This window comes from Streptomyces sp. FH025, assembly GCF_017427025.1.
In the GTDB taxonomy this organism is placed as follows: domain Bacteria; phylum Actinomycetota; class Actinomycetes; order Streptomycetales; family Streptomycetaceae; genus Kitasatospora.
The window spans coordinates 1-20,147 of record NZ_JAFLNG010000063.1 but is presented as its reverse complement, the minus strand read 5'-3'; the positions used below and the strand labels follow the sequence as shown (position 1 = coordinate 20,147).

The 20,147-nt window shown below is 72.6% G+C and carries 17 protein-coding genes, 1 tRNA gene and 1 pseudogene; 17 read left to right on the top strand and 2 right to left on the bottom strand.

What is annotated here, in order from left to right; genetic code table 11:
* The 6 genes from J0670_RS07380 to J0670_RS07360 all read left to right on the top strand — a co-directional run.
* Nucleotides 1-1,023: helix-turn-helix transcriptional regulator (locus J0670_RS07380; RefSeq protein ID WP_307806423.1), on the top strand; the 1,023-nt coding region annotated here is incomplete at its 5' end.
* A complete protein-coding gene (locus J0670_RS40185; protein ID WP_307806422.1) occupies nt 983-1,117 on the top strand; it encodes a DUF397 domain-containing protein in 135 nt (44 codons plus the stop codon). The genes J0670_RS07380 and J0670_RS40185, both read left to right, overlap by 41 nt.
* A 19-nt stretch (nt 1,118-1,136) precedes the next feature.
* Nucleotides 1,137-1,325 carry a DUF397 domain-containing protein gene (locus J0670_RS07375; protein ID WP_307806421.1) on the top strand — a complete coding sequence of 63 codons (189 nt, stop codon included), beginning with the start codon at nt 1,137-1,139 and terminating at the stop codon, nt 1,323-1,325.
* Nucleotides 1,322-1,468 carry a hypothetical protein gene (locus J0670_RS07370; RefSeq protein WP_207810577.1) on the top strand — a complete coding sequence of 49 codons (147 nt, stop codon included), beginning with the start codon at nt 1,322-1,324 and terminating at the stop codon, nt 1,466-1,468. The genes J0670_RS07375 and J0670_RS07370 overlap by 4 nt, the downstream gene beginning before the upstream one ends.
* A gap of 75 nt (nt 1,469-1,543) precedes the next feature.
* Nucleotides 1,544-1,627, top strand: a tRNA-Leu gene (locus J0670_RS07365).
* A 196-nt stretch (nt 1,628-1,823) separates the two neighbouring features.
* The gene (locus J0670_RS07360; protein WP_207810578.1) at nt 1,824-2,807 is read left to right on the top strand and encodes a zinc-binding dehydrogenase; all 984 of its coding nucleotides are present in this window, start codon (nt 1,824-1,826) and stop codon (nt 2,805-2,807) included.
* 51 nt (nt 2,808-2,858) lie between these two features.
* Here the strand turns inward: J0670_RS07360 and J0670_RS07355 are convergent.
* Nucleotides 2,859-4,010: pseudogene (locus J0670_RS07355) on the bottom strand (serine hydrolase domain-containing protein).
* A 255-nt stretch (nt 4,011-4,265) separates the two neighbouring features.
* Here J0670_RS07355 and J0670_RS07350 point away from each other — a divergent pair.
* The 5 genes from J0670_RS07350 (at nt 4,266) to J0670_RS07330 (ending at nt 12,480) form a co-directional block, all read left to right on the top strand.
* A complete protein-coding gene (locus tag J0670_RS07350; RefSeq protein WP_207810576.1) occupies nt 4,266-4,955 on the top strand; it encodes a response regulator transcription factor in 690 nt (229 codons plus the stop codon).
* A 134-nt stretch (nt 4,956-5,089) separates the two neighbouring features.
* A complete protein-coding gene (locus J0670_RS07345) occupies nt 5,090-5,416 on the top strand; it encodes a putative quinol monooxygenase (RefSeq protein ID WP_207810575.1) in 327 nt (108 codons plus the stop codon).
* A gap of 313 nt (nt 5,417-5,729) precedes the next feature.
* A complete protein-coding gene (locus tag J0670_RS07340) occupies nt 5,730-11,993 on the top strand; it encodes a DNRLRE domain-containing protein (RefSeq protein WP_307806420.1) in 6,264 nt (2,087 codons plus the stop codon).
* Nucleotides 11,994-12,109: 116 nt separating this feature from the next.
* Nucleotides 12,110-12,286, top strand: a complete 177-nt coding sequence (locus tag J0670_RS07335) for a hypothetical protein (protein WP_207810573.1) — start codon at nt 12,110-12,112, stop codon at nt 12,284-12,286.
* The gene (locus J0670_RS07330) at nt 12,283-12,480 is read left to right on the top strand and encodes a hypothetical protein (RefSeq protein WP_207810572.1); all 198 of its coding nucleotides are present in this window, start codon (nt 12,283-12,285) and stop codon (nt 12,478-12,480) included. Before J0670_RS07335 ends, J0670_RS07330 begins: the two co-directional genes overlap by 4 nt.
* Nucleotides 12,481-12,543: 63 nt before the next feature.
* On the opposite strand, the gene J0670_RS07325 is transcribed toward J0670_RS07330, so the two are convergent.
* Complete coding sequence (locus J0670_RS07325; RefSeq protein ID WP_374223073.1) at nt 12,544-13,950, bottom strand: amidase; 1,407 nt, start codon at nt 13,948-13,950, stop codon at nt 12,544-12,546.
* A gap of 100 nt (nt 13,951-14,050) precedes the next feature.
* Between J0670_RS07325 and J0670_RS07320 the strand changes: the two genes are divergently transcribed.
* The 6 genes from J0670_RS07320 to J0670_RS07295 all read left to right on the top strand — a co-directional run bounded on the left by J0670_RS07320 (nt 14,051) and on the right by J0670_RS07295 (nt 20,014).
* Nucleotides 14,051-14,650: a TetR/AcrR family transcriptional regulator gene (locus J0670_RS07320; protein WP_207810570.1), complete on the top strand. Its 600-nt coding sequence runs from the start codon at nt 14,051-14,053 to the stop codon at nt 14,648-14,650.
* Between the two features lie 43 nt (nt 14,651-14,693).
* On the top strand, nt 14,694-15,716 hold the full coding sequence (locus J0670_RS07315) for an RNA ligase family protein (RefSeq protein ID WP_207810569.1): 1,023 nt from the start codon (nt 14,694-14,696) through the stop codon (nt 15,714-15,716).
* A gap of 102 nt (nt 15,717-15,818) precedes the next feature.
* Entirely contained in the window at nt 15,819-16,904 is a 1,086-nt protein-coding gene (locus J0670_RS07310) for an alpha/beta hydrolase (RefSeq protein ID WP_207810568.1), read from the top strand.
* A gap of 178 nt (nt 16,905-17,082) precedes the next feature.
* Nucleotides 17,083-17,994: a diiron oxygenase gene (locus J0670_RS07305; RefSeq protein ID WP_207810567.1), complete on the top strand. Its 912-nt coding sequence runs from the start codon at nt 17,083-17,085 to the stop codon at nt 17,992-17,994.
* Nucleotides 17,995-18,066: 72 nt separating this feature from the next.
* Entirely contained in the window at nt 18,067-19,683 is a 1,617-nt protein-coding gene (locus J0670_RS07300) for a 4Fe-4S binding protein (RefSeq protein ID WP_207810566.1), read from the top strand.
* Between the two features lie 133 nt (nt 19,684-19,816).
* A complete protein-coding gene (locus J0670_RS07295; protein WP_207810581.1) occupies nt 19,817-20,014 on the top strand; it encodes a hypothetical protein in 198 nt (65 codons plus the stop codon).
* Nucleotides 20,015-20,147: the final 133 nt, after the last annotated feature.

The window sequence follows — 20,147 nt, the reverse complement described above, 5'->3', positions numbered from 1 at the left end:
TCATCGGCTGGCGGGGCTACGGTGACGCCCAAATCGGCGTGCAGGCCGTGCAGGACACAACTGGGGGCAGTGGTGGCACAGCGGAAGACCAAGCGGGGACCGACGGCGAGCTCCGCGATCATGTTCGGCGAGGAGATCCGCTTCGCCCGGGAGCAGATGGGCTACACGCAGGAGGACTTGGGCAAATTCCTGCACTGCGACCGGACGGTGATCTCGCGGACGGAGAGCGGGCGGCGGAAGCCTCCGGTGGAGGAAGTCGAGGAGCTCGGCCGGCTGTTGAACACCGGCGATCTGCTGATGCGGTTGTACGGCCGGGTGGACTGGGACGCTTCGATCGAGCACCCGGACTGGTTCGAGGAGTACGTGGACCAGGAGGCCATCGCCGTTGGGATGCGGGCGTACCAGGACGGCGTGATGCACGGCCTGTTGCAGTGTCGGCAGTACGCGCATGCGCTCTTCGCCAATAGCCCCGCAGCGGGTAGCCCGGAGGAGGTCGAGGAGCTGACCAGAGCGCGACTGAGTCGGCAGAGTCGTTATCTCGTGCCTGACGGGCCGCTGTTGCTGGTCATCCTCGACGAGAGCACCCTCCGTTCGGTCGTGGGCGGTCCAGGGGTGATGAGATGCCAGATGGAGCACCTGTTGAAGGTGGCTCAGCTCTCGAACGTCGTCATCCACGTGGCCCCGTTTGCGAATCGGCGCGCTCGCATCAACACCGCTATGGTGTTGCTGGAGCTGCCGGACGGGCGGCGCTTGGTCTACTCGGAGAGCCTGGATCGAGGGCATCTGAGCGGTGATCCAGCCAGTGTGGCCAAGCATCAGCGTCGCTATGACCAGCTCCGGGGCGAATGCCTGTCAGAGAGCGACTCGCTTCGGCTGATCTCCGAGGCGCTGGAGGGATTCAAGGATGATGAGCAACGAGCTCGCCGCAGCCGTCTGGCGGAAGAGCAGCTACAGCGGCGACAACGGCGGCAACTGCGTCGAGGTGGCCCCTGGATTCCTCCCCGGCGCAGTCCCAGTGCGTGACTCCAAGGACCCGCACGGCCCGGCCCTCGTTTTCCCGGCCTCCGCCTGGGAAGCCTTCGTGACGGCCGTCCGCGAGGGCGACTTCCCGGCGTAGACCCTCCAAGGAGCTGGCTGTGTTGACCTGGCGCAAGAGCAGCTACAGCGGCACCAATGGCGGCAACTGCGTCGAAGTGGCCTCCGGCCTCCCCGGCGCAGTCCCGGTCCGCGACTCCAAGGACCCGCACGGCCCGGTCCTCGTCTTCCCCGCCTCCATCTGGGAGTCCTTCATCGCCGCCGTCCGCGCTGGTGAACTCCCGGCGTGACGATCACCGACTTGCTGACCGCCAAGGGTGTCCAGCCGATCCGTTCTCTCGATGACCTCCAGGCTGACACCTTCGAGTCGGATGAGGAGCTTGAGGAGTTCCTGGCCTTCTACCGGGCCGAGCGCCAACGCGACCTGGGATGACAGGCGCCGACCGTCCATCCCGGGGTGGTCAGAAGCACCCCTCCAGATGGTCTATGCTTAACCCATCACCCAGATGCGCGGGTGGCGGAATAGGCAGACGCGCTGGATTCAGGTTCCAGTGCCCGAAAGGGCGTGGGGGTTCAACTCCCCCCTCGCGCACAGAGAACGGCCGGTCGATCTTCGGATCGACCGGCCGTTTTGCTTTGGTGGACGTGGGTGGTGGGGCCCGGGCGACACGACGACACCGGGAGGCTCGGGTCTTCACCCGCTCCGGCGGAGTGTGGAGGATCACACCCGTACGTGTTCGCCGACCGGAAGGACGATCTCCGTGTCCACCGCCCCTCAGGCAGCCACCATGCGTGCCGTCCAGCTCTCCGGCCCCGGGCCGGTGGAGCACCTCCACGTGCGCGAGTTGCCGATCCCCTCCGCCCGGGACGGCTGGGTGCGCATCCGGGTCGAGGCGTTCGGCCTCAACCGGTCCGAGCTGCACACCCGCCTCGGCCTCGCCGAGGGCGTCACCTTCCCCCGGGTGCCCGGCATCGAAGCGGCCGGTGTGGTCGATGCCGCCCCCGACGGCAGCGGGCTGGCCCCTGGCCAGAAGGTCGTCGCCATGATGGGAGGCATGGGCCGCACCTTCGACGGCGGCTACGCCGAGTACACGCTGGTGCCGCTCACCCAGGTGATCCCGATCGACACCGACCTGCCCTGGGAGACCGTCGGCGCCCTGCCCGAGATGATCCAGACCGCCCACGGATCGCTCACCACGGGCCTCGATCTGACGCCGGGGCAGACCCTGCTGATCCGCGGCGGCACCTCCTCCGTCGGGCTGGCCGCCGCCGCCCTCGCGAAGGCCCGGGGCGCCACGGTCCTGGCCACCACCCGCCGCCCGGACCGCCTCGACGACCTCGCCCGCCGCGGCATCGACCACCCGCTCCTGGACACCGGAGAGATCGCCGACGCCGTCAGGGCGTTGTACCCGCAGGGCGTCGACGCGGCCCTCGAACTCGTCGGCACCCCCACCCTGCCCGACACCCTGCGCAGCCTCCGCGTCCACGGCACGGCCTGCTTCACCGGGATGCTCTCGAACGAGTGGACCGTCAAGGAGTTCTACCCGATCTCCTACCTGCCCAACGGCGTTCGGCTCACCGCCTACGGCGGCGACGCCGGCGACCTGCCTCAGGACGTCCTCCAGGGGGTCCTCGACGCCATCGCCGCCGGCCGTCTCGACATCCCCGTCCATCATGTCTACGACGGCCTCGACGAGATCCGCCGGGCGCACACCGACATGGAGCACGGCAACGCCGCCGGCAAGCTCGTCGTCCGCGTCCACCACGCGTGACCAGGGCCGCTCGCCCCTCACGCAACCGTGAGGGGCGGCGCGAGGCGGGGTTCAGCGGCAGAGGGCCGTGTCCACGACGCCTTCGAGGTGCTCCGTGACTGCCGGATCGTCCGGGATGGCGGTCACGGCGATGTTGACGGCGCGGCCGTCGTCGGTGGCTCCGCCCCGGGTCTCGTACCCGGGGATGTCGCCGCCGTGGCCCCAGTAGACGCCTCCGCACGACAGCGGCCTGCTGATGAGCCCGAGCCCGTAGCCGGCGCCGGTGTCTCAGATGGGGACGGTGGTGCGCATCTGGGCGAGCTGGGCCGCCGGGAGGAGGCGGCCGGCGAGGAGCGCGGTGAGGAAGCGGTTGAGGTCGGCGTTGGTGGAGATCATCTGGCCGGCGGCCCAGCCCGCGGAGGGGTCCAGCTCGGTGATGTCGCGCAGGGGTCCGTTCTCCACCTCCCGGTGGTAGCCCTTGGGGTGGGGTTCCCGGATGGTCCTGTCGCCGGCGGCGGGGAAGTAGGTGTGGCGCAGCCCGATGCGCTGGACGACGCGCCGGTCGATCTCCTCGGCGAGGGGCCTGCCGGTGACCTTCTGGACGATCAGGCCGGCCAGCACGTAGTTCGTGCTGCTGTACGCGAACTTCGCCCCGGGTGCGAAGTCGGCCTTGTGCCTGAGGGCCAGGTCCAGGAGGTCGCGGGGTTCGAAGTACCGCTGCTGGATGGTGGTTTCGTCGATGTCGCCCTCGTAGTCGGGCAGGCCGCTGGTGTGCTGGAGGATCTGGCGGACGGTGATGTGGCGTCCGTCGATCCCGTCCCCGCGGACGAGGCCCGGCAGGTAGGTGTCGACCTTCTCGTCCAGGCCGACCTTCCCCTCGCCGACCAGTTGCAGCACGACCACCGCGGTGAACGTCTTGGTGTTGCTGCCGATCCGCACCTGGCCGTCCCCGGGCACCTTCGAACCGGTGGCCAGGTCGCCGACCCCGGCGGTGTAGGTGCGGGTGCGGCCCGTACGGTCCGTGACGCTCGCCAGCGCGGCGGGCAGGCCGTCGGAGCGCACCAGCGCGTCCAGGCCCTGCTGGACGGTGCCCGGCCCGGCGGTGGCGGCGGCGGATGCGGCAGCCGGAACCAGGGTGCCCATCGTCAACACGCCGATGGCCACGGCGACCGCCGCCGAAAAGAACCGTCCCCGCCCGGGCAGGCGAAAGTCCTGTTCACGCATGCGTCAACTCCCTTGGAATCATGGGGAAAACATCTGCCACGATCATGGGTTCCGGGGGTGTGGGCGCACATCGCGGAAAGGCGGGAATGAATGCTCCCCCGATCGAGGGAGGTCGCCGACGAGCCGCTCGGCCATACTGACGATCATGATCAGGGGAATCCGGCCGCTGCTGCGCGGCTCCACGTACACGGGTGCGCTGTTCGCCTCTTGCGGCGCGCCGGCGAGCCTCGCACCGCTGCCGGTCCGGGTGTGGGCGTGACGGGCACCGACGCGGCCGTGAGCGCCGTCACCCTCCTGATCGCGGACGACGACGCGGTGACCCGCAGCGGTCTGAGCACGCTGCTCACCGCCCAGCCGGGGATCACGGTGGTCGGGGAGGCCGCCGACGGCGTCGAGGCGGTCGAGCGGGCGCGGCTGCTGCGGCCGGACGTGGTCCTGATGGACGTGCGGATGCCGCGCCTCAACGGGATCGAGGCCACCCGGCAACTGCTCTCCGAGTCGCCAGGGTCGGCCGAACCGCCGAAGGTCGTGGTGATCACCACCTTCGAGAACGACGGCTACGTCACCGCCGCGCTCAGCGCCGGAGCCAGCGGCTTCGTGCTCAAGCGGCTCCCGGTCCCGCAGATCGCGGAGGCGGTGCGGGTGGCGGCCGCCGGCGAGGCGATCCTCTTCCCGGCCGCCCTGCGCCGGATGGTCGCCGCCCGCCCCCTCGGCTCCGCCGAGGCGTTGCCGAGGGCGGCGCTGACGGGGCGGGAGGAGGAGGTGCTGCGGCTGATGGCCACCGGCCTGTCCAACCCGGAGATCGCGGAGTCGCTCAGGGTGAGCCTGGAGACGGTGAAGACCCACGTCGGCAACGTGCTGACCAAGCTCGGCGCGCAGAACCGGACCCACGCGGTGGTGATCGCGTACGAGTCCGGCCTGGTGGTGCCGGGGTTCCCCGGCTGAGCGCGTTCCCGGGCGTGTGATGCCTCCTGGTTCGCATACCGCCGGTCCGGCCTGGGACGATGATCACTGTGCTCGCCGAGCAGCCTGCCCCTACCCGCACTGCCACGTGTGAACGTGGAGCGAAAGGAAGTCCCATGATCTTCATCACGGTCAAGTTCGCGGTCCGCCCCGAGCGCGCCGACGAATGGCTCAGCCTGGTCGACGACTTCACCCAGGCCACCCGCCGCGAGCCCGGCAACCTCTTCTTCGAGTGGTCCCGCAGCGTCGACGACCCCAACGAGTTCGTCCTGGTCGAGGCGTTCCGCGACGGCGATGCGGGCAAGGAGCACGTGGAGTCCGCGCACTTCACCAAGGCGATGGAGGACCTGTCGTACGCGGTGGCCTCCAAGCCGCGGATCGTCTCGATCGAGATTCCCGGCATGGACGGCTGGGGGGAGATGGGCGAGATCACCCCCCGCTGACGTCCGGGCGCCGGCCGCAGCCGAACGGTCGGCACCGGTTCCAGAAGGCGCGGATCGCCCCCCTCGCACTCTCGCGAGGGGGGCGATCCGCGCCTTCTGCCATGCCTGGGGGCGGATCGGCCGGACGGCCGGTTCCATGATCCATTTGTCACGAGTCGATCAAGATTGCCTCTCCATTGCCAGCGCATGACTCCCTGTTGAGTTGATGTGTCGTCATATGGCGACTTTTGTCCGTCCTTACGATCCTGGGCGGCCGTAAAAGCGGCTTGTCAACAAGGAGTCAGAAATGTACGGACACATACCAATCAGGGTGGTGAGCGGCTCACTCGCCTTGGCGGTGGCGGTCTCCCTCCTGGCGGGTTCGGAGCCGGCCTTCGCGGCGGCCCCCAAGCCGGGCAAGGGCGGTGAAAGCGCCGCCAAGGCGTTCGCCACGACGGCCGCCGACATCCCCTCGGCCCGGGTCGCGGCCCGGCTCTCGGGCCAGCGGGTCGAGGCGCTCTCCGAGCGCACCGAGACCTCGACCACCTGGGTGAACAAGGACGGTTCGCTCACCACCGAGCTCAGCGCGGGCCCGATCCGGTTCCGCCGCGACGGCGCCCAGAGCCGGGGCACGGGCAAGGACGCCGCCAAGGACACCGCCAAGGGCTCCGCCGCGGACTGGGTCGACGTCGACCTCGCCCTCCAGGCCGGCGCCGACGGCTCGGTGGCCCCCAAGGCGCACCCCAACGGGCTGAAGCTGGCCGGCTCCGGCGGCACCCGGGCCCGCAGCTACGCCGAGTCGCAGTCCGGCAAGGGCGAGGACCGCACCCTGGTCACCCTCGGCCGTGGCGACCAGCAGGTCGAGCTCCAGTGGAAGGGCGGCCTGCCCAAGCCCGAGCTCGACGGCACCAGGGCGGTGTACCGGGACGCCATCAGCGACGGCGCCGCCGACCTCGTCGTGGAGGCCACCCGGACCGGCTTCGAGCAGTACACGGTCCTCAAGCAGCGCCCCAGCACCGCCGGTTACTCGTACACCATGCCGCTCAAGGCCAAGGGCCTGAAGGCCGAGGCGCAGCCGGACGGCGGCGTGGTGTTCACCGACACCGCCTCCGGCGAGCGGCGCGCGGTGCTGCCCGCCCCGGTGATGTGGGACTCCACCGTCGACGACGTCGCCGGTGCCCGCAGCCGCAAGGCCAAGGTGGACCTCAAGGTCGTGCAGCACGGCGAGGACATCGACCTGGTGTTCACCCCGGACGCGGCCTTCCTGGCCGACCCGAGGACCACGTACCCGGTGACGGTGGACCCGTCCACCACCGGTCTCGGCAACGTCTTCGACGCCTACGTCCAGAAGGGCGAGACGGTCGACTGGTCGGCCGACACCGAGCTCGACCTGGGCAACCCCGGCACCAAGAACGCCGACGGCAGCTCCCGCGAGGCCCGTTCCTTCATCACGTGGGACACCTCGCAGATCGCCGACGCGCTGGTGATGAACGCCCAGCTGTCGCTGTGGAACTTCTACGCCGGCAACAGCGACTGCCTGTCGTACGGCTGGGAGGTCTGGGACACCGGCCGCCCGTCCACCGCCTCGCGCTGGACGTCCCAGCCGACCTGGAACAGCAAGCAGGCGACGTCCACCGAGACCAAGGGTCGGCCCGCGTGCGGCGGCGCCGGCTGGGTCAACGCGGACGTCACCAACCTCGTCCAGACCTGGACCTCGGCGAAGAACAGCCTGTCCAGCATGGGCCTGCGCGCCCCGGACGAGACCAACACCAAGTACTGGAAGCAGTTCAACTCGGCCAACGCCTCGGCCAACGTGCCGAAGCTGACGGTCACGTACAACTACCGCCCGCGCACCGGCACCGACCAGCAGGCCGGCTCGCCGTTCTACAAGGACGCGGCCGGGACGTGGTGGGTCAACTCGACGACCCCGACGCTGCGGGACACCTTCGTCGACCCGAACAACGACAAGGTCGACGGCACCTTCCAGATCTTCGACGACGCCACCAACGCGCAGGTCGGCAACGTGCTGGTCTCGCCGTTCGTGCCGAGCGGCTCGCCCGCCTCGGTGAAGGTGCCGGCCGGTGTGCTGACCAACGGCAGGACCTACCGGTTCCGCACCTCGCCGTACGACGGCACGCACTACAGCCTCGGCTGGTCGCCCTGGGCGTACTTCACCGTGGACACCTCGGCGCCCTCCGCGCCGGGCGCGATCGGCTCCACCGACTACCCCTCGGGCCAGTGGGTCAAGGGCGCCGGGCAGAGCGGCGTGTTCACCGTGACCCCGCCGGCCGGCGACCAGAGCGCGCTGGAGTGGACGCTCGACGGCGTCAACTGGACGAAGGTCGCCACCGGCGGCACCACCACGCCGGTCAAGCTGACCGTCACCCCCGCCAAGGCGGGCACCAACACCCTCCAGGTGCGGGCGGTGGACCGGGCGGAGAACAAGTCCGAGGCCGTCTCCTACACCTTCCAGGTCGGCGCAGGCGGCGTGACCGCGCCCAACGACGGCACCCGCACCGCCGCCCGCGTCCCGCTGGTCGCGGAGGCGGACGGCGCCAAGTACGACGCGGTGGCCTTCTCCTGGCGCCGCTCGGACGCCGACGCCTGGACCCGGATCCCGGCCGCCGACGTCACCAACGGCGGTACGGCGCAGGCATCCTGGCCGGTCGCGCTGTCCGGCGGCAAGAGCCCGGCGCTGACCTGGAACGCCACCAGCACCGTCAACCCGGACGGCACCGTGCAGGTGCGCGCCGACTTCACCGGCCCGAACGGCGCGTCGGTCTCCTCCGAGCCGATCAAGGTCGTGGTGGACCGCAAGGCGGGCGGCGCGGCCACCCGGAAGGTCGGCCCCGGCGACCTGAACCTGCTCACCGGTGACCTCACCGTCTCCGCCACCGACGTCTCGGTGTTCGGCATGACGGTCGGGCGCACCAGTTCCTCGCGCGACCCGAAGGCCGCCGCGAACAAGGACGGCCAGGCGCCGATCTTCGGCCCGAACTGGAGCTCCGGCGTCTCCTCGGAGGTCGCCACCTCCTCGTACACCGAGATCCGCAAGACCTCGGCCACCTCGCTCGACGTGGCGACCACCGAGGGCGGGACGGTCTCCTTCACCGCCAACGCGGCCGGCGACGGCTGGGTGCCGGAGCCGGGCAGCGAGGAGCTGACCCTCAAGGGCTCCTTCGCCTCCGGGGACTTCACCCTCTCCGACACCGAGGGCGCCGTCACCACCTTCTCCAAGGTCGACCCGGCCGCCGTCACCTGGACGGTGACCTCCAGCCTGCTGGACGGCCTGGCCAACAGCACCACCACCGTCGTCTCGGAGAAGACCGTGGTCGGCGGGAAGACCCTCGCCCGGCCCAAGTACGTGATCGCCCCGACCTCCGCGGCCACCGCCTCGGCCTGCGCCGCGGACGTCACCACCAAGGGCTGCCGCGTCCTGCAGTACGTCTACGCGACCGCCACCACCGCCGCGCCCGACGCCAGCGACACCGGCAACTTCGGCGACTTCGCCGGACAGGTCAGCACGATCAGGCTGTGGGCCACCGCCCCCGGGGCCGGCGCCTCCACCGCCACCGACGTGGCCACCTACCGGTACGACGAACTGGGCCGACTCGTCCAGACCTGGGACCCGCGCCTGGGCCAGAGCACCCAGACGCAGTACTCCTACTACTGGCAGCCCGACACCGACGGCATGCTCAAGTGGGTCCAGCGCGGCGGCAAGACCGGCACCTTCCTCGGCTACGGCAATGTGACCGGCAGCCCGGCGGCCGGGCCCGGCATGCTGACGAAGGTGTGGCACGACACCCTCACCCCGGGCAGCGCCACCCAGGTCAACGGCACCGCCACCACCACCATCGTGTACGGCGTTCCGACCTCCGGCGCCAACGCCCCCGAGGACCTGTCGGCCACGGCCGGCGCCGCCTGGGGCCAGAGCGACCTGCCGACCGACGCCACCGCCGTCTTCCCGGCCGACCAGGTGCCCGCGTCCAACAACGGCGCCGACCTCAAGCCGGGCGACTACACCCGGGCCACCATCGGCTACCTGAACGCCTCCGGCCAGCAGGTCGACGAGGCGGCCCCCGGGCACCGGATCACCACCACCGAGCGCGACAAGTGGGGCAACACGGTCCGCGCGCTGACCGCCGCCAACCGCGAACTCGCCCTCGGCGCCACCGACGAGGCCAAGGCCCAGCTCGCCGACCTCGGCATCGACACGCTCCCGTCCGGCGAGCGCGCCAAGCTGCTGTCCAACGTCAGCGTCTACAGCGAGGACGGGCAGCGCGAGACCGAGTCCTCGGGCCCGCTGCACCGGGTCACCCTGGCCGCCGACGCGGTCAGCGGCACCACCGCGGTCGCCAAGGCGGGCACCCAGGTGACCGCCCGCACCCGCACCGTCAAGACCTACGACGAGGGCCGCCCGACCGACGGCACCGCCAAGGTCAAGGACCAGGTCACCACGACCGTCACCGGCGGCGCCCTGCGCGGCTGGCCGGACGTCTTCGCCGAGACCCGCACCGACAGGAGCGTCTACGACTGGAGCCTCGGCGTCGCGACCAAGAAGGTCAAGGACGCCGGCGGGCTCAACCTGACCACCGGGACCGGCTACGACGCCCAGGGCCGGGTCACCTCCCAGTCGCTGCCCGCCTCGGGCGGCACCGACGCCGGCACCACGACCACGAGCTACTGGACCGCCACCGGCACCGGCCCCTGCGCCGGGCGCCCGGAGTGGGCCGACCTGGTCTGCCAGACCGGCCCGGCCGGCGCGGTCACCGGCGGTGGCGCCAACCCGGCGCAGCTGCCCGTCAAGACCGTCCAGTACGGGCAGTTCGGGCAGACCGCCCAGACCGACGAGACGGCCAACGGGGTCACCCGCACCACCGTCATCAGCTCGGACGCGGCCGGCCGCCCGGTGACCACCACGGTCAGCGGCGGCGTCGGCCCGGCGGCCCCGGCCACCACCGTCAGCTACGACCCGGGCACCGGCAAGGTCGTCAAGCAGACCTCCGCGACCGGCGGGACGATCACCAAGGCGTACGACGCGCTCGACCGCCAGATCTCCTACACCGACGCCGACGGCGCGACCACCACCACCGAGTACGACGCGCTGGACCGGCCGACCAAGGTCACCGACAGCTCGCCGTCCACCACCACCTACGGCTACGACACCGCCGTCGAACCGCGCGGCCTCACCACCTCGGTGACCGACTCGGCGGCCGGCACCCTCACCGCCCGCTACAACGCGGACGGCAAGGTCACCGGCCAGGGCCTGCCCGGCGGCTACACCAGCACCGACCGGATCGACCCGACCGGCAGCGTCGTCACCCGCACCCACACCCGCAACAGCGACGGCGCGGTGCTGGTCAACGACGCCATCACGGAGACCGTCCAGGGTCAGTGGGCCACCCACACCGGCACTCCGGGCGTGACCGCCGCCCAGGCGTACTCCTACGACCGGGCCGGGCGCCTCACCCAGGTGCGCGACACCTCGACCGACGCCGTCTGCACCACCCGCACGTACGGCTTCGACAACAACACCAACCGCACCAGCCTGGCCACCGCCACCGCGCCGCGCGGCCAGGAGTGCTCGACGAACGGGGCCACCACCCAGACCAACGCCTACGACAGCGCCGACCGCCTGGTCAACGCGGGCTACACCTACGACGCGTTCGGCCGCACCACCGCCCTGCCGGGCAGCACGGTCAGCTACTTCAACAGCGACCTGGTGCAGCAGCAGACCACCGGCAACCAGCGCTACACCTGGACCCTCGACGCGGCGCAGCGCCTGCGCGGCTGGACCACCGAGACCAACTCCGGTACCGCGTGGGCGGTTTCGGGCGGCCGGACGAACCACTACGGCTCGGACGGGGACAGCCCGAGCTGGATCGCCGTGGACGGCACCGCCGTGCGCAACGTGAACGGCGTGGGCGGCGACCTCGCCGCCGTGACGTCCGGCGGCGCCGTGACGCTGCAACTCGCCAACCTGCACGGAGACGTGACGCTCCAGCTGCCGCTGGACACCTCGGTCGCGCCCACCGTGCTCGACTACGACGAGTACGGCCAGCCGAGGGCCGGCCAGGCCGCCGTCCGGTACGGCTGGACCGGCGCCAAGACGCGCTCCTCCGACACCCCCGGCGGCTCGCTGGTGCTGATGGGCGTGCGCCTCTACAACGCGGCCACCGGCCGCTTCCTGTCCGTCGACCCGGTCTACGGCGGCAACGCCAACGCGTACGACTACGTCTCGGCCGACCCGCTCAACAAGTTCGACCTCGACGGCCGCGACTGGCGCAAGTGGGCCCGCCGGGGCATCCGGGTGGCCGCCGTCGTCGGCGGCGGTGCGCTGATCGGGGGCATCTGCGCGGCCAGCGCCGGCGTCGGCTGCATCGTCGCCGGCGCGGTCGTCGGCGCCGGGATGGGCGCCGGCGACTACTGGGGCAAGACCCGGTTCGGCAACGACAAGCAGTGGAACCGCCGGGACCTCTACGTGAACATGGGCTGGTTCTCGCTCGGCGGCGCCTCCAGCAGCTTCTTCAGCGTGAGCCGCGGATACACCTCCTTCTGGCGCGGCGCCGGCCGCCACCGGGGCAGGTGGTGGTTCTGATCGGGCTGAGGTAGCAACTCGGTAACCCGGCCAGGGAGTGGTCCCCGTCCGCGCGGACGGGGACCACTCCCTGGCCCCGCTGGTCGTCAGTGCTCCAGTACAGGGAGAATCGGTTCGTGAGCTTCAAGTACCTCCTGGTCATCGTCGCGTTCTGCGCGCTCGGCGCGCTCGTCGCGGTGCTCCTCAAGGAGACCGGCCTGGTCACCGCCACCGGCCTGCTCGGCCCGATCTGGTGGTTCATCACCATCGCCGGCTCGCTGTGGTTCGGACCGAAGCTCGGGGGGCGGAAGTGAACCGCTACGGGAAGGCCGCCCTGGCGACGCTCGGCCTGCTGCTGCTGTGCCTCGGCGCTTTCGTGCTGCTCGGCCTGTCGCCCGCGAGCTCCTGGGCCGGGTCGGTGCTCCGCACGTTCGGCCTCGCTCTGCTGACGGCCGCCGCACTCCTCTGGGGTGGCTACATCGCGAAGACCTTCCGCCGAAAGCGGTAGGGCGGATGCGGTGAGAGAGGGCCCCACCCGGGTTGACCGGGTGGGGCCCTTCTCCGTGCTCCGCTACACCCTCGGGTCGACGGGGGTGAGGACGCCGAGGCGGTCCTCGACGGCCTGGGCGGCGGCCAGGCAGAGGTCCTCGCGGAAGGGGCGGCCGACGAGCTGAACGCCGGTGGGCAGGCCGTCGGCCGCGAGCCCGGTGGGGACGGCGACGGCGGGGACGCCGACGAAGCTGGTGATCGAGCACAGCCGCATGGCGGCGGCGACCCGGTCCCGGCCGGCCTGGTCCCGGGACTCCAGTCCGGGCTCGACCGACGGCTCGGTGAAGACCGGCCCGAGCAGCAGCGGGTACTCGTCGAGGAACTCCGTCCAGGAGCGGCGGATGTTCATCCAGGTGCCCATCAGCTTGATCAGCCCGGCGGCGTCGACGGGCGGGGCGGTGCGCATCGTGAAGTCGATGAAGCGGTCGCCGCCCTCGCCCAGCAGTTGCCGGACGACGGGCCAGCTGGGGGCGAACTCGGTGTTGGTGAGCCGGTGGTAGGCGTCCCGGGCCTCGTCCAGCCGGGGGACGTCGGGGACTTCGCGCACCTCGTACCCGGCGTCGCGCAGCGCCTCGGCGGCGGTCTCGATCGCGCGGCGGACGGTGGGGTGGACGCCGTGGCCGCCCGGATCGGTGACGACGGCGACCTTGGGCCCGCCGACGAGGGGATCCCCGTACAGCGGCGCGGGCACGGCGCGCGGGTCGCGGGGGTCCGGGCCGGCCAGGGTCTCGTAGGCGAGCCGCAGGTCGGCCACCGTACGGGCCAACGGGCCGTCGTCGACCAGGAGTTGGGAGGCGGGGCCGGGATCGTCCGGACCCAGCGCGCGCTGGTCGGCGGCGAAGCGGCCGGCGGTCGGCTTGAGCGCGGCGACACCGCAGAAGGCGGCCGGGATGCGCACCGAGCCGCCGGAGTCGTTGCCGAGCCCGAGCGCGGCCATGCCGGTGGCCACCGCCGCGCCGTCCCCGCCGCTGGTCCCGCCCGGGGTGCGGGTGGCGTCCCAGGGGTTGCGGGTGTCGCCGTACAGCTCGCTGCGGGTGTGCATCCCGGCCAGGATCAGGGTGGGCAGGTTGCTGTGGCCGATCGGGATCGCCCCGGCGGCGCGCAGCCGGGCCACCGGGATGGCGTCGGCGGGCGCGACGAGGTTGCTGAAGCGCGGGGTGCCGAAGGTGGTCGGCACGCCCTCGATGCGGGTGGACTCCTTGACGGTGAACGGCACTCCGGCGAGCGGGCCGAGCGGTTCGCCGGCGGCGCGGCGGCGGTCGGTCGCCTCGGCCTGGGCGCGGGCGCGGTCGGCGAGCAGCTGGGTCACGGCGTTGACCTGCGGGTTGACCTCGGCGATGCGGGCGAGATGGGCGTTCACCACCTCCAGCGCGGACACCTGTCCGCTGCGGACGGCGGCGGCGATGGTGGTGGCGGGGAGTTTCCACACGGGGGCGTCTCCTTTGCGTTTTTTTCGATGCGCTTGCATCGGAACCCTAGTCAAGGAACCGATACGCTTGCATCGGAATATCGCGAGGAGATGGTGACCGGTGCCCAAGCAGGTGGACCATGAGGAACGGCGTCGACGGATCGCCGACGCGGTGTGTGCGCTGATCGACGCCCAAGGACTCGAAGGGGTGACCCTGCGGGACGTCGCCACCCGCGCGGAGGTCTCGATGGGTGCCGTCCAGCGCTGCTTCCGCAGCAAGGACGAGATGCTGCTCTTCGCGCTCGGCCACATCGGCGAACGGGTCACCGAACGGGCGCACGGCCGGCTGGTGGGAAGTCCCGCGCAGTCGGCGGCGAGCACGGTCGGGCACGTGGTCGGCGAGGTGGCCCTGCTGCGGGAGGAGCACCGGGCCGAGGCGCGGATCTGGCTGTCCTTCCTCGCCGCGGCGGCCGTCGACCCCGGGCTGGCGGCCGGACTGCGCGACAGCTACGCGAACCTGGAAGGGCTGCTCACGCGGCTGCTCGCGGAGGCCGCGGAGTGCCCGTACCCCGCGCGCGAAGCCCGCACCCTGCTCGCCCTCGCCGACGGGCTCACCGGCCACGTGCTGATCGGGCACCTGACGGCGGAGGAGGCGGAGGAACTCCTGCACGCGCACCTGACCGGGCTCTGGGCGCGGGCCGGAACGGCCGCCGGGAGCTGAATCCCGTTGCCAGCGGGCGGGCGTTGCGGCGAGGATCCTGTTCGTGTCCGAGACGGCGTACGAAGGATCCGCAGCGGCCGAACTGAGGCCCTACCCGAAGATCCCCGCGCGGGGGCGCTCCGGCGCGCCCGGGAGCCGGGAGTGGATCGCGGCGGAGAAGGTGCACGGGGCGCACTTCGCCGTGGTGTGCGAGGGCGACTCCGTACGGGCCGCCAAGCGGCGTGACCTGCTGGGGGACGAGGAACTCGACGCCTTCTTCGGGGTGAGCCGGATCTGGCCGCGACTGCTGGTCGCCGCCGGGCGGTTCGCCGCCGTGGTGCGGGCCGGCCGGGGCCCGTCGGCCGTCGTCACCGTCTACGGCGAACTGGCCGGCGGCCGCTACCCGCACCCCGAGGTGCCCGCCGCCCCCGGGGTCGAGCCCGTGCAGACCGGCGTCTGGTACGCGCCCGGCCTGCGCTGGCTGCCCTTCGACGCCACGGTGGAGACGCGCGAAGGCCGGTGCTGGATCTCCGACCGCGAGCTGCGGGCCGCCGCCGGCGCCGCCGGGCTCACCTGCGTACCGCTGCTCGCACACGGCACGCTGAACGCGCTGCAGCAGCTGCCGGTGGCCTTCCCCAGCCGGGTGCCGGCCCTGTTCGGACTGCCCGAGCTGGCGGACAACCTCGCCGAGGGGTACGTCCTCAAGCCGGCGGGGGAGTGGTGCGAGTCGGAGGCCGAACGGCCCGTCATCAAGGTCAAGCAGAAGGCCTTCGCCGAGGACGAGCGCTACGACGGCGCCCGGCCCTACCTCCCCCCGCCGGAGGGCGCGGCCGGGGTCCCCGCCTGGCTGCTGGTCCAGGCGTCCGCCCTGCTCACCCCCACCCGCGCGGCCGCCGCCGTCAGCAAGCTCGGGCCGCGCACGCCCGTCGACGCCGTGGCGGCGGAGATCGCCGCCGACGTGGCGGAGGAACTCGCCGACGCCCTGGGCGGGTTGGAGGGCCCCGCCCGTACGGCCCTGCGAAACGCCCTCGAACCCGGCGCCCGCGCCCTCGCCGCCTTCGACGCCGAGGACCGGCGCGGCTCCTGAGCAAGGCCCGCCGCAGGCGACGGCGAGGAGGCTTCCCTGGCGGCCGGGGCGGGCCCATCATGGGCTCCCGACCCAGGTAGAGCCGCTCGCAGGAGGCAGACGATGACGATTCCACTCCCCGTCCGGATCCAGGCCGCCTTCCTCCGGGGCGTGTACGCCCTGCCGGAGGCGGCGCGGCGGGCGCTCGCGGGCAGGCCGGTGGTGGTGGACGGGCAGACGCTGGCGCTGGACGCGCAGCTGATGCTCCGGTTGCAGCGGCTGTCGAAGGCGGCGCTGGTTCTGCCGGGCGGGGTCGGCCCGTCGCGGATGGCGCTGGAGTACGGGCGGCACCTGGTCGGCGGGCCGGCGATCCGGCGGGTGTCCGTGCGGGAGCTCGGGATCCCGCTGGAGCACGGGGAGTTGGCGGCGACGCTGTACACGCCGGACGGGCTGGCGGAGGGCTCGGGGCTGCTGGTGTTCCTGCACGGCGGGGGCTGGGTGCTCGGCAGCCGGGCCAGCCACGACCACATCTCGCGGTTCCTGGCGAGGCGCGGCCGGGTGCGGGTGCTGTCGGTGGAGTACCGGCGGCCGCCCGAGCACGTGTTCCCGGCGGCGGTCGAGGACGCGCTGGCCGCGTTCGACTACGCGTACACCAAGGCGGCCGACCTGGGCGCCGACCCGGAGCGGATCGCGGTCGGCGGGGACAGCGCGGGCGGCAACCTCGCCGCCGTCACCGCGCAGACGGCGGTGCGGCGCGGCGGGCCCGCGCCGGTGTTCCAGCTCCTGCTGTACCCGGCGGTGGACGCCTCGGCGCGGCGCCGCTCGCGCGAGCTGTTCGCCGACGGGTACTTCCTGACCAGCGAGAACATGGACTGGTTCGCCGACCACTACGTGCCCGCGCCCGCGGACCGCACCGACCCCCGGCTGTCCCCGCTGCTCGCCGAGGACCTGACCGGGCTGCCGCCCGCGTACATCGGCACCGCGGGCTTCGACCCGCTGCGGGACGAGGGCGAGGCGTACGCGCGGGCGCTGGAGGAGGCGGGGGTTCAGGTGCGGCTGAGCCGGCAGCCGGACCTCATCCACGGGTACGCCAACTACCTCGGCGCCGGCCGCCGCTTCCGGGAGGCGACGGCCGAGGCGGCGGACGCGCTGCGCCGGGCGCTGGACGGGTCGGTGGACGGGTCGGTGGCGGGAGACGGCGGGAGGTAGCGGGAGGCAGTCCGAAGCACTCGAAGGCGCGCGCACCCCGGCAGGCACCGGGGGCGCGCGCCGTGCTTTGTGCGCCGGATCGCCGCCGCGCAGGGGGTTCTCGGCGACGGGCTCTTATTGTACTGTCCGTCTAATAAGCGGGTGAGCGGGAACCCGCGGCAGGCACCAGGAGGCAGCCATGGCTCTCACCCGGCAGACGGCGAACCGCCACACGGCGGGCGACGACGACGTCTCGAAGCGGCTGCTGGGCTCGGCCGCAGCCCTCTCCTTCGACCCCTCGACCGAGATCGACTGGGACGCTCCCCTGCCGGAGGAGCACTACGGCCTCAACCCCGAGTGGAGCACGCTCTACGGCACCCGGCTCTGGGACGAGATGACCGAGCGCCAGCGGGTCACGCTCACCCGGCACGAGGTCTGCTCGATCATGAACACCGGCATCTGGTTCGAGCTGATCCTCCAGCAGATGATCCTGCGCGACCAGTACCTCAAGAACCCCGCCAACGCCGAGTTCCGCTTCGCGCTCACCGAGATCGCCGACGAGTGCCGCCACTCGATCATGTTCGCCCGCGTCTGCGAGAAGATGGGCGTCCCCGCCTACCGGCCGAACAGGGCGGTCGCCCAGGCCGGCCGCGCCTTCAAGTCGCTCGCCAGGGGCGAACTCGCCTACGGCGGAACCCTGGTGGCCGAGGAGGTGTTGGACGTCATGCAGCGCGACTGGATGCGCGGCGAGAACGTCCTGGAGATCGTCCGCGGCAGCTCCCGGATCCACGTGGTCGAGGAGTCCCGGCACATGAAGTTCGCCCGGCAGGAGATCCTCGAACGGATGCGCCACGCGGGCCCGGCCCGCCGCCGCACCTCGGCCGCCGGCATCGCGATGGGTGCGTACGTCATCGTCACCAGCATGATCCACCCGGGCGTGTACAGGGCCGCCGGGCTGGACGTCGGACGGGCGCTCGCCGAGGTGCGCGGCAACGAGCACCGCAAGGCGATGATGCGCAACAGCTCCCGGCATCTGATGGCCTTCCTCGCCGAGGCCGGGCTGCTCACCACCCGCTCGGCGGCCATCTACCGTCGCGTGCACATGCTCTGACGTTCCGTCAGCGCAGACTCGTCGATCAAGCACCGGACACCCATCCGCACGAGCGAGGACCCCACTCCGGCCATGGCCTACGCGATCACCCAGACCTGCTGCAACGACGCCTCGTGCGTGTCCGTCTGCCCGGTCAACTGCATCCACCCGACCCCGGACGAACCGGAGTTCGGCACCACCGACCTGCTGTACATCGACCCGGAGGCGTGCATCGACTGCGGCGCCTGCGCGGACGCCTGCCCGGTGGACGCGGTGTTCCCGGTCGACCGGCTGCACGGGCCGGACGCCGTGTACGCCGACCTCAACCGCGACTGGTTCCGCGACCACCCCAACGACCACGCCTGGGGCGCGCCCGCCTTCCCGCGCAGCCTGCCCGGCGAACTCGGCGTGCTGCGGATCGCCGTGGTCGGCACCGGGCCGTCCGCCGGGTACACCGCGCAGGAGCTGCTGCGCTGCACCAGCGCCGAGCTCACCATGATCGACCGGCTGCCGGTCACCGGCGGCCTGCTGCGGCACGGCGTCGCCCCCGACCACCAGTCGACCAAGCGGATCGCGGAGAGCTTCGCGGGCGTCTTCCGCGACCCCCGGCTGCGGATGCACCTCAACCTGGAGGTCGGCACCGACGTCACCCACGAGGAGCTCGCCGCGCACCACCACGCGGTGGTGTACGCCGTCGGCGCGGCCACCGACCGGCGGCTCGGCGTCCCCGGCGAGGACCTGCCCGGCAGCCTGCCCGCGACCGCCTTCGTCGGCTGGTACAACGCCGAACCGACGGTGCCGGCCGACGCGGTGGAACTGTCGGCGGAGCGGGTGGTGGTGGTCGGCAACGGCAACGTCGCGGTCGACGTCGCCCGGATCCTGCTCACCGACCCGGACCGGCTCGCCGCCACCGACATCGCGGACCACGCCCTGGCCGCGCTGCGCCGCAGCCGGGTGCGCGAGGTGGTGCTGGTGGCCCGGCGCGGGCCGGAACAGGCGGCGTGGACGGCCCCGGAGTTCCTGGCGCTGCGACGGCTGCCGGGCGTCGAGCTGGTGGTCGAGGACCACCCCGAGGTGCGGGCCGCGATCGAGGCGGCCGCGCCCGACTCGCGGGCGGCGCTGCTGGCCGGACTGCCGCTGGTGCCGCACGACGGCGGCGCGGAGCCGGGGCCGGGGCGGCGGATCGTGCTGCGCTTCCTGTCCTCGCCCGTCGAGCTGACCGGGGACGGTGGCGGGCGGGTCTCGGGGGTGACCGTCGAGCGGACCACGCTGACGGCGGACGGCCGGGCCGAGGGCACCGGCGAGACCGACACCCTGCGGGCCGCCCTGGTGGTGCGCTCGATCGGGCACCGGGGAGTGCCGGTGCCGGGGCTGCCCGTCGACCCGGCCACCGGACGGCCGCTGCCGGGCGCGTACGTGGTGGGGTGGGCCAAGCGCGGTCCGTCCGGCGGGATCGGCGCCAACCGGGCCTGCGCCCGGGAGACGGTGGACGCGCTGCTGGACGACGCGGTGGCGCGGGCGCTGCCCGCCCCCGGGGCGGGGCGTCGGGAGTTCGAGCGGCTGGTGCGGCGCCGTCGTCCGGACGCGGTGGGGCTGCGGGAGCTGCGCGCGGTGGAGCGGGCGGAGCGCGCGCGGGGCGAGGCGCAGGGGCGGCCGCGGGTGAAGCTCGCCACCGTGCCGGAGCTGCTCGCGGCGGGCCGGCGGCGGTAGCCCCGGGGTGTTGCGACGACCAATAGAACCCAAGGACGGCCCGCGCGGGGTGGATGCGCGGGCCGTCCGGTTGACGCGGCCGTGACCCGGCGCACGCGGGGCGCGTTGGGCGGCTGTGAGTGGTTTTGGGAGGATGCCGGCGTCCTGGCGTCGGCCGGCCGATGAAACGATCCTGCACGGCGCGGGGCGCCCTCCGGAACCCGAGCCGGAGGCGCCCATCTACGCCGAGCTGGCCCGGCTGTGGCAGGCGGAGGGCCGGATGGTCCCCGGCCTGCCGGACCCGGCCTGGGAGGCGCTGGCCGGCGGGCCGACGCCCCACGGCCCCGCCTGAGTCGATCGCGACTCCTCAGCCCCGCCAGGTGCGCTTCAGCTCCCTCCAGCGGGCGGACTGTTCGGGCGTCAGGGTGCCGCGCAGTTCGGCGAGCTTCAGCAGCTGGGCCTCGGCGTCGGCGCCCAGGGGTTGG